The sequence below is a fragment of the Polaromonas sp. P3_C2 genome (genome assembly GCF_056402675.1).
The window spans coordinates 1-19,397 of record NZ_JBFUGX010000011.1 but is presented as its reverse complement, the minus strand read 5'-3'; the positions used below and the strand labels follow the sequence as shown (position 1 = coordinate 19,397).

Below are 19,397 nucleotides of genomic sequence, written 5' to 3'. Positions count from 1 at the left end.
GTAATCAACCTTGTCCAGGATGCCGGCCAGGGCCTCATGCACCGCATCGGCGCGCCCGGCCTCAAAACCATAGAGAGCCTCTTTAGGCCGCGAGAAACCCGCGGGCGGCTGGCGGTAGATCTGCCCGCCCCAGCGCGGCGCTTCGTCCACCACCACGGGACGCAGGCCGTGCGCCACCAGCGCCTCGGCCGCGCGCACGCCGGCCGGGCCGGCGCCCACAATCACCGCCTGCGTGCTCATACCGGTCCCTCCGCGCCAGTCACCAGCCGCATGCCTTCTTCAATGAAGGTGCTGCAGGCACGCAGTCGCCGGCCCGATTCGGTGGCGACCCAGCAGTCCTGGCAGGCACCCATCAGGCAAAAGCCGGCGCGCGGCTCGCCGCTGAATTCGCTGAAGCGCAGCTGCGCGCTGTGCGTCAGCACCGCCGTCAGCACGGTGTCGCCGGCCAGTGCCGTCAGTGCCAGCCCATTGAGCACAAAGCCCACGGGTTTGCGGCCGCCTTCGGCCACGCGGTGAAGCAGGGCTGCAGGCTTGAGGCTTACCCCGGCGATTTCAATGGTTGATTTCATTTGTGTCCGACCAGAATCTTGTCGAGGCCGTAGATGCGGTCCAGCACCAGCATGGCCACAGCCGTGAGCGCCACCATGAGGGCCGAGACGGCCGCCATCAAGGGGTCTATCGACTCGGTCGCATACATGTACATCCGCACCGGCAAGGTCACGGTGGAAGGCGCGGTGACAAAGATCGACATGGTGACCTCATCAAAGCTGTTGATGAAAGCGAGCAGCCAGCCGCCGGTGACGCCGGGCAGGATCATCGGCAGCGTCACGCGCACAAACACCGTCGCCTGGCTTGCGCCCAGCGAGAGGGCCGCCTGCTCGGCGCTGCGGTCGCTGCCTTCGACCGAAGCCAGCACCAGCCGCAGCACATAGGGCRTGATGATGACCACATGCGCCAGCGCCAGCCAGAAAAAGCTGCCGGTCGCACCGATCAGCGAGAAGGTACGCAGCAGCGCCACGCCCAACACCAGGTGCGGAATGATGAGCGGCGAGAGAAACAGGCCATTGAGGAAATCACGGCCCGGAAAACTGTGCCGCGCAATCGCCAGCCCGGCAGGTACCGCCAGCAAAGTCGCCAACGTGGCAGAGATGGCCGCCAGCCAGAGGCTGTTCTTGAAGGATTGCACAAAGTCCGAATGCGCAAACACCGCGCGGAACCAGCGCAATGAAAACTCCGTGGTCGGAATCGCCAGCGTGTTGCCGGGCGTGAAGGCCACCACGCACACGATGACCAGAGGCGCCAGCATGAAGGTGATGACGAGTGCGTTGAAGAGCAGCGCGAGGGGACCGTTCCTGGACATGGCGCGCTCCTTATCCCAAAGACTTTTTATAAGAGCGCTCAAGGACGCGGTTGTAGCTCAGCATGATGGCCAGGTTGGCCAGCAGCAGCGTGAGCGCAATCGCCGCGCCCAGCGGCCAGTTGAGCTCATGCAGGTACTCGTCGTACACCACGGTGGCGACCATCTTCAGGCGCCGCCCGCCAAGCAGGCCTGGGATGGCGAAGGCGCTGGCGGAGAGGCCGAACACAATCAGGCTGCCCGAGAGGATGCCGGGCAGCACCTGCGGAAAAATGATGCGGCGCAAGGTGGTGAAGTGCGAGGCCTGCAGCGACAGCGCAGCGTCTTCCACGCCCGGATCCAATTTTTGCAGCGAAGTCCACACCGGGATCACCATGAAGGGCAGCATGACGTGCACCAGGGCGATGACCACGGCCGCTTCGGTATAGAGGATGCGCATGGACGGCAGGCCCACGGCGCGCATGGCCTGGTTGACCACGCCTTCGGGGCCGAGCAGCATGCTCCACCCAAACGCCCGCACCACCACCGACACCAGCAGCGGCGCCAACACCACCAGCAACAAAATCGAGCGCCAGGGGCTGCGCATGCGGCTGAGCACATAGGCTTCGGGCGCGCCGACAACGATGCAGATCAGCGTGGTGAGTGCCGAAATCCATAGCGTGCGCCAGAAGATGCCGTGGTAGTAGTCGTCCGTCAGCACGGCGGCGTAATGCGCCAGGGTGAAACTGTTCTTCACGCCGGTGGCGTGGTCAAACACCTGAAAGGACAGCACTGCGGTGAGCGCCAGCGGCACCAGCAGCAGGCAGGCAAACAGCGTGAAGGCCGGCGCCGACAGCAGCCACGGCGTGCGCGATGCACTGGCCCGGGCCGATGTCATCGGTGCAGCCACGGTCGTACTGTTCACGCCGGCACCCCTTGTGCGCCGGGCAGCAGGCGCACTTGCTGGGCGGTCCAGTCCAGGCCTACGTTGGCGCCTTCTTCGGCGGGCGCCGTGCCGTCATTGGGGCAGACCACCGCGAGCTGCCCGGCGGCGGTCGACACCTGGTAGAGCCACTGGCTGCCGAGGAAGAAGCGCTCGTGTACCGTGCCGCCTATGCGACCCTGGGCTTCAGGCACCAGGCGGATTTTTTCGGGACGCAGGCTCAGCACCACGGCATCGCCCTCTGACACACCGGGCGCCTGCACCTCCAGCGGTACATTGCCGCCCACATGCACGGTGGCCCACGGGCCGGCGGCCATCACGCGGCCTTCGAGCAAATTGGCCTTGCCGACAAAGCTGGAGATGAAACGGGTCTGCGGATGTTCGTACAACCGGTGCGGTTCGTCGATCTGCGTGACGCGGCCGGCTTCCATCACCACCACGCGGTCGCTGATAGACATCGCTTCGGTCTGGTCGTGCGTGACCATCACGGTGGTGGTGCCAACCTTGCGCTGGATTTGCCGCAGCTCGAACTGCATTTCCTCGCGCAGTTTGGCGTCCAGGTTGGAGAGTGGCTCATCCAGCAGCAGCACGGGCGGCGAGATGACCAGGGCACGGGCCAGGGCCACACGCTGGCGCTGGCCGCCCGACAATTCACGCGGGTAGCGGGTTGCGTGCGCTTCCAGGTGCACCAAGGCCAGCGCGGCTTTCACTCGCTCGGCGCGTTCTTCCCTGGGCACGCGGCGCATCTCCAGGCCGAAACTGACGTTGTCGTACACGCTCATGTGCGGGAAAAGCGCGTAGCTCTGGAACACGATGCCCAGGCCACGCGAATTGGGCTTGGCGTGGGTGATGTCGCGGCCGTCCAGCGTGACCTGGCCGGAGGTCACCTCACAAAAGCCCGCAATCATTTGCAAGGTGGTGGTCTTGCCGCAACCCGAAGGGCCGAGCAGCGAGACGAATTCGCCCTTTTCCACCGACAGGTTCATGTCGGCCACGGCGCGGGTGGCGCCATAAGACTTGTTCACATTCGCCAGGGTCAAAAAAGACATGGGGGGCACCTCTGCAACAAGGGGGTGGCCAGCGCCGCAACATCCGGACGACGTGCAAGACGATGACACCTTGATGACTTCATGCTATGGCATCACATGAAAAATCGTCAATAGGTTATTCCGTATAGAGATATCTTTATTTGATTTATTCCGTTGAATGGAATTTATATACACTTGATGCCATACTGATTCCGCCAACGGAGACACCATGAAAGACGAAGACAATAGCTCCAGCAGCGTGCAACGCGCCTTTTCCATCATCCGGGCGCTGGCCGCCACGCAGGCCAGGGGCGGGCGCATCACACACATCGCCAAGGCCACAGGCCTCACGCAGGCGACCACCCACCGCATCCTGCAAAGCCTGGTGGCCGAGCGCGTGGTCGAGCAGGAAACCGGCTCCAAGCTGTATCGGCTGAGCATTGATTTTTTTGCACTGGCCGCGCAGGCCGGCAACACSATGGACCTGCGCRGCCTGTGCCGGCCKTCMATGCTGCGGCTGTGCGCCAGCCTGGGTGACACCATCTTTTTGCTGGTGCGCAGCGGCTTTGACGCTGTCTGCCTGGACCGCAGCGAAGGGCCGTTTCCCATCCGCTCCTTCACCGGCGACATCGGCGGGCGCGTGGCGCTGGGAATGGGCCAGGGCGGTCTGGCCATCCTGGCCTTTTTGCCCGAGACAGAGCGCGAAGAAGTGATCCGCTACAACCTGCCACGCGTGCGAGAGTTTGGTGTGTACGACGAGGTTTACCTGCGCACCGAGATCGAGCGTGTGCGCGAGCTCGGCTACGCCGGGCGCAACACCAACCTGCTCGACGGCATGGCCGGTGTCGGCGTGCCGGTGCTGGACCGCGAAGGCCGCGCCGTCGCCGCGCTCAGCGTGGGCACCATCTCTTCACGCCTGAGCCCTGACCGCTTGCCTACGGTGGTGGAGTTGCTCAAGCGTGAAGCGACGGCCATCAGTGCGCAGATCAATCCGTTTGACAGTACGCTGAGGCGGCCAGCGCAGAGTCTGGCGCCAGCCGACAAAGCCTGAGACACTCTCCAGGTTGCAATCCTCCTCCACGCCCCCAAGAACGGAAAGACCTCATGGATAACGAACTCGCCAAAAAGCATCTTGTGAGTTTTTCGGCCAAAGAGCGCGCGATTGCAAAATTAGGACTCGCATTCGCCGCTTTTTGCCTGGCCTGGTCAGAATGGCTCACGCCTTCCGTTCCGCCCTTTACCGGCAAGTGGGCCTGGACACAAGTTTGGGCCTTCGAGGCGATGGGGCCGCGTGGACTCATCGGCATATGGCTGGCCCTGGGAACGCTGCTCCTGGCGTTCGGCCTTGTGCAGTTGTGGGATTCGGGAAAACGCGTCGACTGACAGCAGAGCCAAGTCATGCGGCGACTTCATCGCCCCCATTTACGCCAAAGAACTCGCCTGCTCGCGTAGCCAGCCGCGCAGCTGCACCAGCGGCCGCCAGCTGGTTTTCTGCGAAGGCCAGACCAGGTAGTAAGCGAAGTCCGAGCTCAGCGAAAGATCAAAGGGCACGGCCAGTGTGCCGTCAGCGATATCGTCGGCCACCAGAAAGCGCGGCAATACTGCAAGACCCAGCCCGGCCTTGACGGCCTGCGCGATCATGGAAAAGAGTTCGTACTTGGGGCCCGTGCCGGCGCCCTGCGCATCATCAATGCCGGCCAGCTGAAACCAGTCGCGCCAGGCGTGCGGGCGTGTGCTCTGATGGATCAGCGTGAACTTCAAGACATCGGCCGGCCGGCGCAGCTGGCGCTTTTTCATGAGCACCGGGCTGCACACCACCACGCTGTCTTCACCCATCAAATATTCCGACTCGGTGCCCGGCCAGTCGGGCCGGCCGTAGTGGATGGCGGCGTCCAGCCCCGTCAATGAAAAGTCAAAGGGCTGCAGGCGTGTGGCCAAGTTCAGCGTCACATGGGGGTGCGCTTTCAAAAACGATGGCATGCGCGGGATCAGCCACTTGGTGGCAAAGGTGGGCACCACGCCCAGCTCCAGCGTGCCGCCCTCGCCTTTGGACGACACCAGGTCCAGCATGGCGGCCTCCAGCGAATCCAGCGCCGGGCTGACCCGCGCCAGCAGCGAGCGGCCGGCGTCGGTCAGTTCCAGCTGGCGCGGCAGGCGCAGGAAAAGACTCACATCCAGGTCCTGCTCCAGCCCGAGGATCTGGTGGCTGACCGCGCTCTGGCTCACCGACAGGTCTTGCGCCGCCAGTGTGAAACTGCCGCGGTGGGCCGCCGCTTCAAAGGCGAGCAGGGCCTGGGTGGAGGGGATCTTTCGGCGCATCGCATGAATATATCTCATGCGTCCATCGAAATACATCCTTTGTGCATGACGCTGAAACTGCCGAAAATCCGGCTTTCACCTGCCGACAATACGCCTGAAAATGACCCACCTCCAGAAGCTCCTCGCCTGCTGCCTGCCCGCCGAAGCCGTCAAAGACATCCATGAACAGATGTACGTTCATCCGTCGCTGCAGCAGCCGGCCTCGGGCACCGTCACCCGGGCCGAACTGGCCCAGGCGCTGAACATGGCGCTGTTCCACGGCCTGGTGCAGCGCGTGCCGGCGGGGCAGGACTACATCGCCAGCGACGTGGTCGCACAAAAACGGCAAGTGGTGTTTGACCACGGCGCGCTGCGCACGGTGCGCTGGCCCAGCGGCGCCTTGCCAGCGGGCGAAGCCGCCTTCACTCGCGTGCTGCGCCCATTGGGTTTTGAACTGCAGGGCACCTACCCGCTGCCGCGCCTGAAGATGACAGGCCGCGCCTACAGCCACCGCGATTTTCCCGAAGACATTGCGCAGTTCTTTGTCTCCGAGCTGCACCCCGAGCAGTTCTCCGCGCCCTTCCAGTCGGCCGTCACGCGCGTGCTGTCGACCTCACGCGACCCGCTGGGCCCGCAGGATGTGGCGGACCTCGAGCAACTCAYGCGTGACGGCGTGCTGCCCCTGGTGCAGGCGCTGCGTTTACTGCCGCAACTGCTGCAGTGCTTTGACCGCCAGCACGGCGTGTTTGGCATGGACGACTACGAATTGCTGCTGGCCGAATCCGCCGAGATGGCCTGGATTGCCACCGAAGGCAATGCCTTTAACCATGCCACCGACCGCGTGAGTGACGTGGACGCGGTCGCCGAACGCCAGCGCACGCTGGGCCGGCCCATCAAGTACAAGGTTGAAGTCTCTGCCAGCGGCCGTGTGCGCCAGACCGCCTTTCGTGCCGCAACGGTGCAGCGCGAGTTCATCACCCCGCAAGGCCGCGTCACGCGCGATGTGCCCGGCTCTTTCTACGAATTCATCACGCGCGATGCACTGACACCCATTGCGGCAAATGACCCCGTGCAGGTGCCTAGGCTGGACCTGGCTTTTGACGCTGGCAACGCCACCGGCATTTTCGGCATGACGGCCGCACGCGCATGAGTGCTGTGCGCGCACTTTACGCGCAAGCCAGCGGTTCACCCATACGCGCCATGCTGGCGCTCGCCGGCCAGGAGGGCATGATTTCGCTGGCAGGCGGCCACCCCGATCCGGCGCTGCTGCCGGCCGACTGGCTGCGCGAATCGCTGCAGGACGTGACCGGCAAGCTGCAAGGCCGCAGCTTGCAATACGGCGCTACCGAGGGCCTGCCAGAGCTGCGTGAAGCCAGCGCCGCCCTGCTCACACAACGCGGCCTGGCGGCCAAGGCGAGCGAGCTGCTCATCACCACCGGCTCGCAGCAAGCCATCGATTTGCTGGCGCGTGTGCTCATCGAGCCGGGCGAAGGTATCGCGGTGGAGTCGTTCAACTACCCGGCCGCGCTGCAGGCTTTCCGTTTTGCAGGTGCGCGGCTGATTGAAGTTCCAACAGACGCACAGGGCATGGATATCGACCGGCTCGAATCTATCCTGCTGGCTGAGCGCCCGCGCGTGCTGTATGTCGTACCAAACTTTGCCAACCCGACCGGCGCCGTGCTGCCGTTGGCGCGGCGGCTTCGTCTGCTGGAATTGGCCGCGCAGTACGGCGTGATCCTGATCGAAGACGACCCATATGGTGAGCTGTGGTTTGGCGAGGCGCCGCCGCCGCCGCTGGCGCAACTCAACCAGCAGGCCGGCTCGCCCGCCCAGGTCGCCTACATGACCAGCTATTCCAAAGTGGTGGCCCCGGCCCTTCGGCTCGGTGTGCTGCTCGCGCCTGCGGACATCCTGCGCGCAGTGGTGCTGGCCAAGCAGGCGGCCGATGTGCACAGCGGTTCGCTGGAGCAACTCACGCTGGCGACCATGCTGGGTTCCTACCGCCTCGCGCCGCACCTGGCCTCGCTGCGCGCAGCCTACGCGGCCAAAGGCGCCGCGCTGGCCAACGCCTTGCGCGCGCATGCCAGCGGGCTGCTCGAATTCGGTGCGCCGCAAGGCGGCATGTTTGTCTGGGCACGGCTGCGCAGCGACCTGCCCCTGTTGCCGGCACAAGATTGGGTGGACTTCGGGCTTCGGCATCGAGTGCTGGTAGTACCAGGCGCCGCCTTCAGCATCAGCAACGCCGCACAACCCTGGTTGCGTTTGAGTTTTGCCAACCCATCACCGGCAGCGTTGCAGCAAGGCGCAGAGCGCCTGGGCCGCGGGCTGCAAAGCGTCGCCATCCACACCGCTTCCGATTTCAGGACAACCCACGAAAGGACTTCCGCATGAGTCACTCCAGCGACGTTTCATCCCTCTTTAAAGCCCTGGGCGTCAACGCCGACCTCGGCAGCAAGGCTTCCGCGGCCATCGAAGTGGTCACCCCCATCGACGGCAGCCTTCTGGCACGCGTGGCCATTCGCAGCGCCGCCGACGTCGACAGCGCATTGAACGGCGCATACAAGCGCTTTATCGACTGGCGCAATGTGCCCGCCCCCAAACGCGGCGAACTGGTGCGTGCTTTTGGTGAAACCGTGCGCCGCCACAAGGCCGAGCTGGGCCAGCTGATCTCGCTGGAGACCGGCAAGATCTTGCAGGAAGGCCTGGGCGAGGTGCAGGAAGTCATCGACATCTGCGAGTTCGCGGTCGGCCTGTCGCGCCAGCTCTACGGCCTGACGATTGCCAGCGAACGCCCCGACCATAAGCTGCTGGAAACCTGGCACCCCGTGGGCGTGGTCGGCATCATCTCGGCCTTCAACTTCCCGATGGCGGTGTTCGCCTGGAACGCCGCGCTGGCGCTGGTGTGCGGCAACACACTGGCCTGGAAGCCGTCGGAAAAAACACCGCTGTCGGCCATCGCCCTCAACGGCCTGCTGCTGCAAACGGCGAAAGACCTGGACCTGGCCACTGAAGGCCTGAGCGAACTGCTGATCGGCGAGCGCGCCACCGGCGAGGCCCTGGTCAAGCACCCGCATGTGAAACTGGTAAGCGCCACCGGCTCCACCGCCATGGGCAAGAACGTGGCCATTGCCTGCGCCGGCCTCTTCAAGCGCTCGCTGCTGGAGCTGGGCGGCAACAACGCCGCTATCGTCTGCCCGTCGGCCAACCTGGAACTGGTGGTGCGCGGTGCGGCTTTCGCAGCTGCCGGCACTGCCGGCCAGCGCTGCACCAGCCTGCGCCGCCTGATCGTTCACCGCTCGATCTACCCGGAACTGGTCAAACGCCTGGTCGCTGTGTTTGAACGCCTGCCCATCGGCAACCCGCTCAAAGACGGCACGCTGGTCGGCCCGCTGATCGACGGCCGTGCGTTTGAGGCCATGCAGTCGGCCCTGGGCGAAGCGAAGAAGCTGGGCACCACTGTGCATTTCGGTGACCGCCAACCGGGGGATGGATCAGCCCACTATGTGCGCCCCGCCATCGTGGAGTTGAAGGAGCAAGCCGGCCCCATGCTGCACGAAACCTTCGCGCCGATTTTGTATGTCGTGCCCTACGACAACTTTGACGAAGCCATCGCGCTGAACAACGCCGTGGTGCACGGCCTGTCGTCGGCTGTCTTCACGCAAGACCTGCGCGAAGCCGAGCAGTTCACCTCGGCGCGCGGCTCCGACTGCGGGATTGCCAACGTCAACATCGGCACCAGCGGTGCGGAGATCGGCGGCGCCTTTGGCGGTGAAAAAGAAACCGGCGGCGGGCGCGAGTCGGGATCGGATTCGTGGAAGGCCTATATGCGCCGCGCCACCAACACGGTCAACTACGGATCCAGCCTGCCGCTGGCGCAGGGCATCCGCTTTGACATCTAGGGATGCCAGCAAACTGGAAGACCCGTGCAGGCGCTATGGTTTTGATAGCTGCTTGCGCTTGATCAGCGCGCGCAAGAGCCCGTTTCGCCATGAAAGCTGCGGGCTTGGAAAATCACCTGTTTCGCCTGGCCGGGATCAGTAGGCGGCGCCAGGCGCTGCTGCCTGCGCGCCACCCGATGGCACAAGATCTGACGCCAGGCGCCTGACGGCGTTGGCATAGACCAGGACGTCAACGCCGGTGGCCACAAAGGTGCAGCCCAGCGCCAGGTAACGCCTGGCGAGCGCCGGGTCGGAAGTCAGCGTACCGGCTGCCTTGCCCGAAGCGATGATGGTTTTCATGGCCTGCTCGATCGCCGCCTGCACCTCGGGGTGGCCGGGCTTGCCGCGAAAACCCATGGAAGCGGCCAGGTCGGCGGGGCCGATGAAAACGCCGTCCACGCCGTCCACGGCGCAAATGGCCTGCAGGTTGCCCAGGGCAGTGACGGTTTCCACCTGCACCAGCAGGCAGACCTCGCCGTCGGCCTTGTCAAGGTAGTCGGTGCGCGCGCTCCAGCGTGAGGCGCGCCCTACAGCACTGCCGACACCGCGAATGCCCAAGGGCGGATACCGTGTAGCGCTGACGATGGCCTGCGCCTGTTCAGCGGTATCGACCATGGGGATCAGCAGGTTCTGTGCGCCGATATCCAGCAACTGCTTGATCAGCGGCACATCGCCTGCTACCGCACGCACCACAGGCTGCGAGCGGTAGGGCGCTACAGCCTGGAGCGCGGCGAGCGTGCTGCGCAAATCATTGGGCGCATGTTCGCCATCAATCAGCAGCCAGTCGAATCCGGCGGTGGCGCTGACCTCAGCAAGGTAGGGGTCGGCCATGGAAAGCCACAAACCGATTTGCTGCTGGCCGCGAGCAAGCGCTGCCTTGAACGGATTGCCTGGAGTCATGAACTCATCCTTGAAAGAGTTGAAGGTCGAGAAGGCGCAGTGTTGCATACCCCGGCCTGTTAAGTTGGCAGGCCCTAGCTCACGATGCCCAGATGCCAGGGCACGAATTCGTGGTCGCCCAGGCCCAGCGCCTCGCTTTTGGTGGGCTCGCCCGAAGCGTGGCGCAGGATCTGTTCGAAAATCCGTTGCCCCATCTGCGCAACGTCAAGTTCGCCGTCGAGGATGGCGCCGCAATTGATGTCCATGTCTTCTTCAAGGCGCTTGAACATCGGCGTGTTGCTGGCCAGCTTGATGGTGGGCGCGGGCTTGGAGCCGAACATCGAGCCCCGGCCGGTGGTGAAGCAGATCAGGTTGGCGCCGCTGGCGATCTGGCCGGTGGATGCCACCGGGTCATAGCCGGGGGAGTCCATGAAGACAAAGCCGTTCTGGGTGATCGGTTCGGCATATTCGTAGACGGCCTGCAGCGGCGTGGTACCGCCTTTCATGGCCGAACCCAGCGACTTCTCGAAAATGTTGGCAAGTCCTCCCGCCTGGTTGCCATGCCCGACCACGCCGTTGAACTGCGCGTTCTGGCCCGCCGTGTACTTTTCCCACCAGGCCAGCCGGTCCAGCAGCTTCTGCCCCACTTCGGGCGTGACGGCGCGGCGGGTCAGCATGTATTCGACGCCGTGAATTTCAGGCGTCTCGGACAGGATGGCGGTACCGCCGTGGCGTACCAGCACATCCATGGCCGCGCCGAGGGCCGGGTTGGCCGTGATACCCGAAAAGCCGTCCGAGCCGCCGCACTCAAGCCCGATCTTCAAATGACTGGCGGGAACTGCCTGACGCCGGGCGGCATCCGCTTCTGGCAGCATTTCATAAATAGCGGCGATACCAGCCTCTATCGTGGCACGGGTGCCGCCGATCTCCTGCATCACCATCGTGCGCATGAGCTTGCTGGTCTCCAGGCCTTGCGACTCCACCAGCGACGAGACCTGGTTGCGCTCGCAGCCCAGGCCGACGATCAACACACCGGCCAGATTGGGATGGCGCGCGTAGCCGGCCAGAGTGCGGCGCAGCACATCAAAATGCTCGCTGGGGGAAGACATGCCGCAACCGCTGGTTTGCGCAAAGGCGGCCACGCCGTCCACATGGGGAAAAGCTGCCAGCCGTTCGGGGGTGAAGTGGGCGGCAATATTTTTGATGACAGTGGCAGAACAGTTGACCGAAGACAGGATGCCAATGAAATTGCGGGTGCCCACGCGGCCGTCCGGGCGCACAAAGCCCATGAAAGTGGCGCGCTCGGCTTGCGGCACATAGTCCACCGGCCGAACGTCCCGGCCGAAAGCCGGGTCGCGTTCAAAGTCCACCAGTGCCATGTTGTGCGAATGCACGTAGTCACCCGCCTCGATGTCGCGCGCAGCCACGCCGATCACCGTGTCRTACTTCAGGATGCGCTCGCCCTCCGCAATGCGGCGGGCCGCGATCTTGTGCCCGGCGGGCACCTGCGCGCGCGCGCGTGCGCTGATTTCGGGCAACTCCTGGCCCAGCGACAGCACGGTTTTGGCGACCAGCACGTTGTCGTTGGCATGCAGGCGGATCAAGGGGCTGACGGCAAGGGAAGTGATGAAAGGGGCGGTAACGGTCATGGTTCAGTTCAGCGTTCGGGCCAAGGTTCTAGCTCTTCATCAGCTCCCTGAGCTTGAGCTTGTCGATCAGGGCTGTTTCTTTCTGGTACATGCCAGCGACGTACTTCTCGTAGTCAGGCCCGTCCAGGTAAAGCACCGGCGCATCGATCCTGTCGGCCACCTGCTTGAACTCGGGGCTGGCCACGGCCACACGGAAGGCCTCGCGCAGCTTCATCGCGATGGCCGGCTCCAGGCCCTTGGGCGCACCAATGCCGTTGGGTGCATCCACCACGACGTTGTAGCCCAGTTCCTTGAGCGTAGGCGCGTCCTTGAACCGCGAGGCGCGGCGTTCGCCCCAGGTGGCCAGCAGCCTGAGCTTGCCCGCCTCGACATGTGGCGCCCAGGAACTGGAATCAGCCAGCAGGTCCACATGCCCGCCGAGCACGGCCTGTAATGCCTCGGCGCCGCCCTTGTAGGGAACATGATTGAACTGGATGCCGGCGGCAAGCGCGAACTCTTCCATGCCCACATGCGTGGCGCCGCCGACGCCCGCATGGGCATAGGTCACCTTGCCGGGATTGGCCTTGGCAAAAGCCACCAGTTCCTGCAGCGACTTGAAGCGCGATTCAGCGGGGGCAGCAATACCGAAAGTCTGGCCAGAGGTGCGGGCCAGATAGGTCAGGTCCTTGAGCGGGTCCAGCTGTAGTGTGCCCAGTTGCGAAAAACGTGTGACGGAAATAGGGATCTGGCCGATGGTGTAGCCGTCGGGCTTGGCGGAGGCCATGGACTTGGTACCGATCATGCCGGACGCACCCACCTTGTTCTCCATCGCAATGGCCTGGCCCAGCACGCGCGAGGCGACCTGGCACAGGGCGCGCATGGACTGATCGGCAGTGCCGCCGGCAGGCCACGGGCAGATAAAGGTAATGGGCCGCTCGGGGTAGCCCTGGGCCAAGGCGCACAAAGGTTTTACCAACGCTGCAGCAGCGGCCACGGCGCTGCCGATCAGCAGGCTGCGGCGCCTGGCGTTAAACGAAAAAGGGGAAACCTGGGGGGAAGTCTTCATGGGGTTTGTCTGCCTCTGGGTGAATGTGTTGCTGCTGCATTGGTGGCAACCGTGGCGGCTGCGTGACTGCATTTCTTGTTGCCCCGATTCTTGCCATGTTCTTCATAACAATCCAATCGAATAATGGAATTGCTTCATAGCCTTTGGGTTAACATGATTCATGACCCAGATTGACCGTGTCCTGCGTTCCAACATCAAGCTGCGCCACCTGCAACTGGTAGTGGCGCTGGACCAGTTCCGCCACCTGGGCCGAACCGCCGAGTTCCTGTCGGTCAGCCAGCCCGCCGTGTCGAAAATGCTGGCCGAAGTCGAAAGCATGCTTGGGCTGGCCCTCTTTGACCGCTCCACCCGCGGCACCGAACCGACCTCCAGCGGCGAGGCCATCGTCCGGTTTGCCCGTTCGGTGCTGRCCGAGTACGAGCGCACGCGCGATGAAATCTCCGCCGTGGCCAGCGGCGCGGCGGGACGCACCCGCGTGGGTTCGATGGTGGTGGCGATGCCGGTGCTGCTGGCCGGCGCCGTCAAACTGCTCAAGCAGCGCTCGACCCTTGCGACGGTGCTGGTGGAAGAAGGCGACCTGACGCGGCTTTTACCCCGGCTTCGCATGGGCGAACTGGACCTGTTCGTCGGCCGCCTGGAGCCCGGTTATGCCGCCCCCGATCTGGTGACGGAGGCCTTGTTCGACGAGCCCATGGTGGTGGTGGTCAAGCGTGGCCACGCACTCGCGCGCAAGAAAAATCCAGGCTGGAGCGATCTGGCCGGCATACCCTGCGTGCTGCCCCCGCCCTGGGCATCGCTGCGCGTGAAGATCGAACAGACCTTCTTTCGCCATAGTCTGAATCCGCCCACCGACATCATCGAAACATCGTCTTTCCTGGCGCTTAGCACCTTTGCGCAACAGCGTGACGCGGCCGGCTTCCTGGCGCGCTCGGTCGGCTTGCACTTCCAGCGGGAAGGCCTGCTGGATGTCCTGCCTATCGAGGTTCCGATTGAACTCCCGCCTGTCGGACTCATCACCGTGCGGGGACGGCGGCTGACACCCAGCAGTGAGCAATTGATGGACTGTCTGCGCCTGACGGCGGAGTCCGCCCGGCAGCCTGCTCTGCGACCCAAGGGCCGCAAACCCGCGGCACACAAGCGGTGAAGCGCGGCGTAAGCCGGAGCTGAGTGCTCTTCTTCCGGTCCCGGAAAAAACCGGGCGGCGCTTTTAGCGAAAGCTGCCGGCCCGCTACGCGGCCCCGTCCTTCGGACGCAGACTTCAGACTGCGCTGAAGTCTGGCCGGCGCTTTTAGCGAAAGCTGCCGGCCCGCTACGCGGCCCCGTCCTTCGGACGCAGACTTCAGACTGCGCTGAAGTCTGGCCGGCGCTTTTCCATAAAGGCGGTGAAGGCTTCGCGCGCAGCGGGTTCGCCCAGCATGCGGCCAAAGCTCGCACCCTCTTCGGCCATCCGCTCGGCCACCACGGTGGCGTTGCCTTTTTTCATGAGGCGCTTGGTTTCCATCAGCGCGCTGAGCGGTTTGGCGACCAGCTTTTGCGCCTGCCGCTGGGCCAGCGCATTGGCTTCGGCGGGCGGCACGATGCGGTTGATCAGCCCGATTTCCAGTGCGGTCTCGGCCATGAAGGGTTCGCCTAGCAGCAGTGCCTCGGCGGCGCGCGGGTAACCCATGAGCTGCGGCACCAGAAAGCTCGACGCAGCTTCAGGACACAGGCCCAGGTTGACGAAAGGCATGGAAAATGCGGCGTTGTCGCCCGCATAGACCAGGTCGCAATGCAGCAGCAGCGTGGTGCCTATGCCGACTGCGGGTCCGCACACAGCGGCTATCAGCGGTTTGGGAAAGCTGCTGATGCCGCGCAGGAAACGGAAGACCGGCGAATCGGGCGTTGAAGGCGGCTTGTTCAGGAAATCGCCGATATCGTTACCGGCGGAAAAAATCGTTTCATGCCCCTGGATCACCACCACACGCACGGCTGCATCGTGGTGGGCCGACTCCAGTGCGTCGGCCATGGCGCCATACATGGCGGAGGTGATGGAATTTTTTTTGTCCACACGGTTGAGCGTGATGGTCATCACGCCCGCGTCGACGTGGCTCAGGATTTCGGGAATGCTGCCGGTGGAAATAGGGGTGGGAGTGTTCATGTGTTTTCCGTTAAGACGCAAGTGTAGGGGCCAGCCATGCATGCTGCCCCCGCGGGCCTATTCTTTGTAATAAACAACCTGCGTACTGGTAGCCAGCAGTACGCCCGCTTCGCTCCACAGCTGCGCGGTCTGGTCAAAGAAACCATTGCGAAAGGCCTGGGCCCTGGCTTGCCCCAGCAAATAGCCTTCACCGCATTCAGCCAATTGCCGGCCGTCGGCGTGGAAGTACGTGGTGATCGACACCGTACCGGCGGGTACACGCGTGGCACGGCGCAGCCAGACCCGCGGATAGAACACGTCTGACATGGCCGCCAGTGCCGGGAAGTCGAGCGGCCGCGGCGGGTCGTCGCGCACCCACAGCTGCGTGAGGCTGTCTACGCCGCTGCCGTCCCAAACCTGCGGTATGGCGCCGCGCACCGGCCGCATGTCGTAGCGATTCGTCCATGCGGAGGTCGAAAACCGCAGCCTGCCTGAAGCGTCGGCCAGCGTGACCGCGGGCATGGGTGTGTCGTTGGCACTCCAGGTCTCGCGGCGCGCAGCCGTAACGGCTGTGGCGGTCATCACAGCGCCTCCGGCATCGCCGTCCTGCGACAACTCCACCAGCCAATGCTGGGTGGAACGGTTGGTGCGAGCCGGCCTGGCCGTGACGGTGAACGGGCCTTCTGCCATGGCCGCTGCGTAGTTCACAGTCAGCGCCACCGGCTCGCCCAGCAGGGCCGGGTGCAACAGGATGGCACGCAAGGCTGTGGCCGCTGTGGTTCCGCCGAACGGCCCCACCATGTTCCAGTATGCGGGGCTGCTGTGACCCRGCCAGGTGTGGGGCCTGTCGCTGCCGGCGGCTTCCAGCCTGAGCGCGTCGTCAAAAGAATGCGTGCTTGTCATGTCGGCAGGTGTGATGGAGCTTTCCGGTTCAAACCGGGGCTTTGGCGGCACCGGTCATGCCGTCGATGATCTGCTGGGCACGGGGCCACAAGGTCTGGTTGAACTGTTCCCGGAAGAAGCCAAAATGCCCGATGCGCCTGACCTTGAGATCTGCCGGCGCGATGCGTTCAAAGCTGCGCGGTGCATTGCTGTACAGGTTGATGAGGTTTTGCGTGCCGCGCCAGGTCATCAGCTCGTCATCTGTCATGGACAGCGCGGTCACCGGAAAACTGACCCGCCCATAACTCAGCCGCGCGCTTTCTCCCTCGGCCCCCACGCTGTAGTGCGGATCCAGGCACCACTTGCGCCACTGCAGCATCACGCCGGCTGGCAGGTCGCCAACTTTCTTTAACCTGCGCCCGGGGAAATAACCACAAAGGCGCGTGGCCAATGGCACCAGCACATACCAGAAGTACAAAATCAGGCGCCTGAGCTGCGGTGCGTTGTCGCGCCAGTACCCGCTTCCTGCCGCGATGCTGACGAGGCCATCGATCTTGTCCTGATTCTTCAGGAAACCCGGCAGCTGCGCGCCTAGGCTGTGACCCAGCAGGTAAAGCGGTGCATCCGGCAAGGCTGCCTTGGCGGCATCCACCACAGCCTCATAGTCGGCGGCCCAGTCGAGCAGGTCGGCCTTGAAACCACGCAGGCTGCCGCTGGCGGTGTTGGGCAAGGACTCGCCCGAACCCCGGTAGTCAAAAGTGGTGACGCAAAAGCCCTGGGAAGAAAGCCACTGCGCAAACGGTGCGTAATAGTCTTGCCGCACCCCCATGGCGCCACCGATGACCACGCTGGCACGCGCAGGCGAAGAAGGCGCATAAACGCGAGTGGACAGTTGCGCCGTGCCTGAACTGAGGATCTGCATCTGCATCACATGCTCCTGGAAATGGATGAACTGAACTCGGGCACGCGCATCACGCGTGAAGGTGTTGCACCAGTTGGGGCCAGAAGCTGGCACGCAGCTTGTCGCGAAAGTAGCCGAAGTGGCCTATATGCCTGACACCCAGATTTCCCGGGTCAAGGGTCATGCATTGCACCGGTTCACGTCGCGCACCGAACAAGGCCACAAACCGGTCTGACGACCACTGTGAAAAGACCTCGTCATCGCTTGAGTTGAAGTAGGTGATGGGCGTCTGCACGCGTTCAAAACGTTCACGCTGATGGGCATCACGCGCCAGGTAGTCCGGATGGCGGCACCAGCGCGTCCATTGCCGCATCACACCTGCGGGAATGTTGCCAACCTTGCGCAGTTTCCGGCCCGGGAAATAACCGAACAACGGTACCAGCAAGGGCGCCCAGATCTGCGTGGCGGCAAACAGGCCCCAACGCGGCACCGCTTTGCGCAGGCGCGGCCAGTAACCGCTGCCACTGGCAACCAGCACGGCACGCTGAAAGAAGTGCGTAGTTTCGGAGCTGGCAAACAATTGCCCGCCCAGGCTGTGCCCCAGGTAGTAAAGCGGAAGGTCCGGCACACGTTGCCGCAGGAACCGGGCAGCGGCGCTCACGTCCTGCTGTCCCCAGGTGTCGAAGGTGGCATCGGTGGACGCCACGCGCTCACCGCCGGAGGCAAAAGTGCCGCGGTAATCGAGTGTTAGCACGGTAAAGCCTTGCGTGGCCAGCCAGCGGGCGAAGGGCTCGTAATGTTGCTGGGGCGTGGCCATTGCACCGGCCAGCAGTACACCGCCGCGGGCCTCGCCTCCCGCGAGATCCGCTGCAAACACCGTCGCTGCCAGCGCCCAGGAGTCCTGGGTCAGAACCGTGATTCGCTCCATCTTCTGTCTCCAGTCAGGAAAAGCCCAGTCTGCCCCGCAGCTGCCATAACCGCTGCCGCAAGCGCGACAGTGGGGCCGCCGCCGACGGCCTTACACGCGCTCGAAAATACCCGCAGCGCCCTGACCCATCCCCACGCACATCGTGACCATGCCGTACTTGAGCTGGTGGCGATGCAACGCATGGATCACCGTCGCGGCGCGGATCGCACCGGTCGCGCCCAGGGGATGGCCCAGCGCGATCGCGCCGCCCATGCGGTTGACCTTGCTGGCATCGAGCTTGAGCGTGTTGATGACGGCCAGCGACTGCGCAGCAAAAGCTTCATTCAGTTCGAACCAGTCGATGTCTTCCTGCTTGAGGCCGGCGTAGCGCAAGGCGGCAGGAATGGCTTCGATGGGGCCTATGCCCATGATCTCGGGCGGCACACCCTTGGCGGCGTAGCTCACAAAGCGGGCCAGCGGCTTCAGGCCGAAGTCCTTGACCGCCTTTTCGCTGGCCAGCACCAGCGCACCCGCGCCGTCCGACGTTTGCGAACTGTTGCCGGCGGTGACCGAGCCGCGCGCGGCAAACACCGTCTTGAGTTTGGCCAGGCCTTCGAGCGAGGTGTCGGGGCGCGGGCCTTCGTCCAGGCTCACCGTGCGGGTCTTGGCGACGACTTCACCGGTTTCCAGGTTGGCGGTGCGGTCGGTCACTTCGACGGGCGTGATCTCGTTGGCGAATTCGCCAGCCTGCTGCGCCTTGATGGCCTTGAGGTGCGACTCGAGTGCGAACTGGTCCTGCGCTTCGCGCGAGACTTTCCATTGCTGGGCGACCTTCTCGGCCGTCAGGCCCATGCCATAGGCGATGCCGACGTTCTCGTCGTTCATGAACATACTGGGCGAGAGCGAGGGCGAGTTGCCCGACATGGGCACCATGCTCATACTCTCGGTGCCGGCGGCGATCATCACGTCGGCTTCGCCCACGCGGATGCGGTCGGCCGCCATCTGGATGGCCGACAGGCCGGAGGCGCAAAAACGGTTGACGGTGATGCCGCCCACGCTGGTGGGCAGGCCCGCCAGCACCGCGCCAATGCGTGCCACGTTCAGGCCTTGCGGGCCTTCCGGGATAGCGCAGCCGCAGATGATGTCTTCAATCGCCTTCGGATCCAGCGAAGGCACTTGCGCCAGCGCCGCCTGCAGCGCCTTGACCAGCAGGTCGTCGGGCCGCATGTTGCGGAAATAGCCGCGGCCCGAGCGCCCGATGGGCGTGCGGGTGGCGGCGACGATGTAGGCTTCCTGGACTTGTTTGGCCATGATGGTTTCCTTCAATTTCTCAGTTAACTTTTCCGTGGGCCGGAGGGAATCCAGGCCCAGACAAATTCGCATTCGACCGGGTTGATACCGGCTTCATCGGTCACGATGACCGGCACGGTGACTTCACCCTTGTCGCTCGCCTGCATGGCCGCGCGCTGCTCGTC

At 64.1% G+C, this 19,397-nt stretch carries 20 protein-coding genes and 1 pseudogene; 6 read left to right on the top strand and 15 right to left on the bottom strand.

The window, feature by feature from the left end; genetic code table 11:
• The 5 genes from AC1DWI_RS01270 to AC1DWI_RS01250 form a co-directional block, all read right to left on the bottom strand.
• Nucleotides 1–240, bottom strand: a 240-nt coding sequence (locus AC1DWI_RS01270) for an NAD(P)-binding protein (protein ID WP_477724272.1), incomplete at its 3' end; no start/stop codon positions are given.
• Nucleotides 237–569 (bottom strand): (2Fe-2S)-binding protein, encoded by a 333-nt coding sequence (locus tag AC1DWI_RS01265; protein ID WP_477668452.1) that lies wholly within the window; start codon nt 567–569, stop codon nt 237–239. The genes AC1DWI_RS01270 and AC1DWI_RS01265, both read right to left, overlap by 4 nt.
• On the bottom strand, nt 566–1,360 hold the full coding sequence (locus AC1DWI_RS01260; RefSeq protein WP_477724271.1) for an ABC transporter permease: 795 nt from the start codon (nt 1,358–1,360) through the stop codon (nt 566–568). The genes AC1DWI_RS01265 and AC1DWI_RS01260 overlap by 4 nt, the downstream gene beginning before the upstream one ends.
• A gap of 10 nt (nt 1,361–1,370) precedes the next feature.
• Entirely contained in the window at nt 1,371–2,234 is an 864-nt protein-coding gene (locus AC1DWI_RS01255) for an ABC transporter permease (RefSeq protein WP_457281644.1), read from the bottom strand.
• Between the two features lie 23 nt (nt 2,235–2,257).
• A complete protein-coding gene (locus tag AC1DWI_RS01250; protein ID WP_477668454.1) occupies nt 2,258–3,328 on the bottom strand; it encodes an ABC transporter ATP-binding protein in 1,071 nt (356 codons plus the stop codon).
• Between the two features lie 208 nt (nt 3,329–3,536).
• Between AC1DWI_RS01250 and AC1DWI_RS01245 the strand changes: the two genes are divergently transcribed.
• On the top strand, nt 3,537–4,358 hold the full coding sequence (locus AC1DWI_RS01245) for an IclR family transcriptional regulator (RefSeq protein WP_477724270.1): 822 nt from the start codon (nt 3,537–3,539) through the stop codon (nt 4,356–4,358).
• 53 nt (nt 4,359–4,411) lie between these two features.
• A complete protein-coding gene (locus tag AC1DWI_RS01240; protein ID WP_477668456.1) occupies nt 4,412–4,690 on the top strand; it encodes a hypothetical protein in 279 nt (92 codons plus the stop codon).
• 39 nt (nt 4,691–4,729) lie between these two features.
• Here the strand turns inward: AC1DWI_RS01240 and AC1DWI_RS01235 are convergent, their stop codons facing one another.
• Nucleotides 4,730–5,644 (bottom strand): LysR family transcriptional regulator, encoded by a 915-nt coding sequence (locus AC1DWI_RS01235; RefSeq protein ID WP_477701294.1) that lies wholly within the window; start codon nt 5,642–5,644, stop codon nt 4,730–4,732.
• 82 nt (nt 5,645–5,726) lie between these two features.
• On the opposite strand from AC1DWI_RS01235, the gene AC1DWI_RS01230 reads away from it, so the two are divergent.
• The 3 genes from AC1DWI_RS01230 to amaB are packed head-to-tail and all read left to right on the top strand — an operon-like array spanning nt 5,727 to nt 9,504.
• Nucleotides 5,727–6,755, top strand: coding sequence for a 2-oxoadipate dioxygenase/decarboxylase family protein (locus AC1DWI_RS01230; RefSeq protein ID WP_477724269.1), 1,029 nt, complete (start codon nt 5,727–5,729; stop codon nt 6,753–6,755).
• A complete protein-coding gene (locus tag AC1DWI_RS01225) occupies nt 6,752–7,996 on the top strand; it encodes an aminotransferase-like domain-containing protein (RefSeq protein WP_477668459.1) in 1,245 nt (414 codons plus the stop codon). The genes AC1DWI_RS01230 and AC1DWI_RS01225 overlap by 4 nt, the downstream gene beginning before the upstream one ends.
• Nucleotides 7,993–9,504 carry an L-piperidine-6-carboxylate dehydrogenase gene (gene amaB, locus AC1DWI_RS01220; protein ID WP_477668460.1) on the top strand — a complete coding sequence of 504 codons (1,512 nt, stop codon included), beginning with the start codon at nt 7,993–7,995 and terminating at the stop codon, nt 9,502–9,504. The genes AC1DWI_RS01225 and amaB overlap by 4 nt, the downstream gene beginning before the upstream one ends.
• 135 nt (nt 9,505–9,639) lie before the next feature.
• On the opposite strand, the gene hpaI is transcribed toward amaB, so the two are convergent.
• The 3 genes from hpaI to AC1DWI_RS01205 form a co-directional block, all read right to left on the bottom strand.
• Nucleotides 9,640–10,443, bottom strand: a complete 804-nt coding sequence (gene hpaI, locus AC1DWI_RS01215; protein WP_477668924.1) for a 4-hydroxy-2-oxoheptanedioate aldolase — start codon at nt 10,441–10,443, stop codon at nt 9,640–9,642.
• 74 nt (nt 10,444–10,517) lie between these two features.
• Nucleotides 10,518–12,071 (bottom strand): UxaA family hydrolase, encoded by a 1,554-nt coding sequence (locus tag AC1DWI_RS01210; RefSeq protein WP_477668461.1) that lies wholly within the window; start codon nt 12,069–12,071, stop codon nt 10,518–10,520.
• Nucleotides 12,072–12,099: 28 nt separating this feature from the next.
• On the bottom strand, nt 12,100–13,116 hold the full coding sequence (locus AC1DWI_RS01205; protein WP_477668462.1) for a tripartite tricarboxylate transporter substrate binding protein: 1,017 nt from the start codon (nt 13,114–13,116) through the stop codon (nt 12,100–12,102).
• Nucleotides 13,117–13,276: 160 nt separating this feature from the next.
• On the opposite strand from AC1DWI_RS01205, the gene AC1DWI_RS01200 reads away from it, so the two are divergent.
• Nucleotides 13,277–14,260: a LysR substrate-binding domain-containing protein gene (locus tag AC1DWI_RS01200; RefSeq protein ID WP_477724268.1), complete on the top strand. Its 984-nt coding sequence runs from the start codon at nt 13,277–13,279 to the stop codon at nt 14,258–14,260.
• Nucleotides 14,261–14,455: 195 nt separating this feature from the next.
• Here AC1DWI_RS01200 and AC1DWI_RS01195 read toward each other — a convergent pair whose 3' ends face one another.
• The 6 genes and pseudogenes from AC1DWI_RS01195 to AC1DWI_RS01170 form a co-directional block, all read right to left on the bottom strand.
• A complete protein-coding gene (locus AC1DWI_RS01195; protein WP_477668464.1) occupies nt 14,456–15,253 on the bottom strand; it encodes an enoyl-CoA hydratase in 798 nt (265 codons plus the stop codon).
• A 57-nt stretch (nt 15,254–15,310) separates the two neighbouring features.
• Entirely contained in the window at nt 15,311–16,135 is an 825-nt protein-coding gene (locus tag AC1DWI_RS01190) for an acyl-CoA thioesterase (protein WP_477724267.1), read from the bottom strand.
• 28 nt (nt 16,136–16,163) lie between these two features.
• On the bottom strand, nt 16,164–17,042 hold the full coding sequence (locus AC1DWI_RS01185; protein WP_477668466.1) for an alpha/beta hydrolase family protein: 879 nt from the start codon (nt 17,040–17,042) through the stop codon (nt 16,164–16,166).
• Between the two features lie 43 nt (nt 17,043–17,085).
• Nucleotides 17,086–17,943, bottom strand: a complete 858-nt coding sequence (locus AC1DWI_RS01180; protein WP_477668467.1) for an alpha/beta hydrolase family protein — start codon at nt 17,941–17,943, stop codon at nt 17,086–17,088.
• Nucleotides 17,944–18,033: 90 nt separating this feature from the next.
• On the bottom strand, nt 18,034–19,233 hold the full coding sequence (locus AC1DWI_RS01175) for an acetyl-CoA C-acyltransferase (RefSeq protein WP_477668468.1): 1,200 nt from the start codon (nt 19,231–19,233) through the stop codon (nt 18,034–18,036).
• Between the two features lie 23 nt (nt 19,234–19,256).
• A pseudogene (locus AC1DWI_RS01170) lies at nt 19,257–19,397 on the bottom strand (DUF4442 domain-containing protein); the annotation flags it as partial.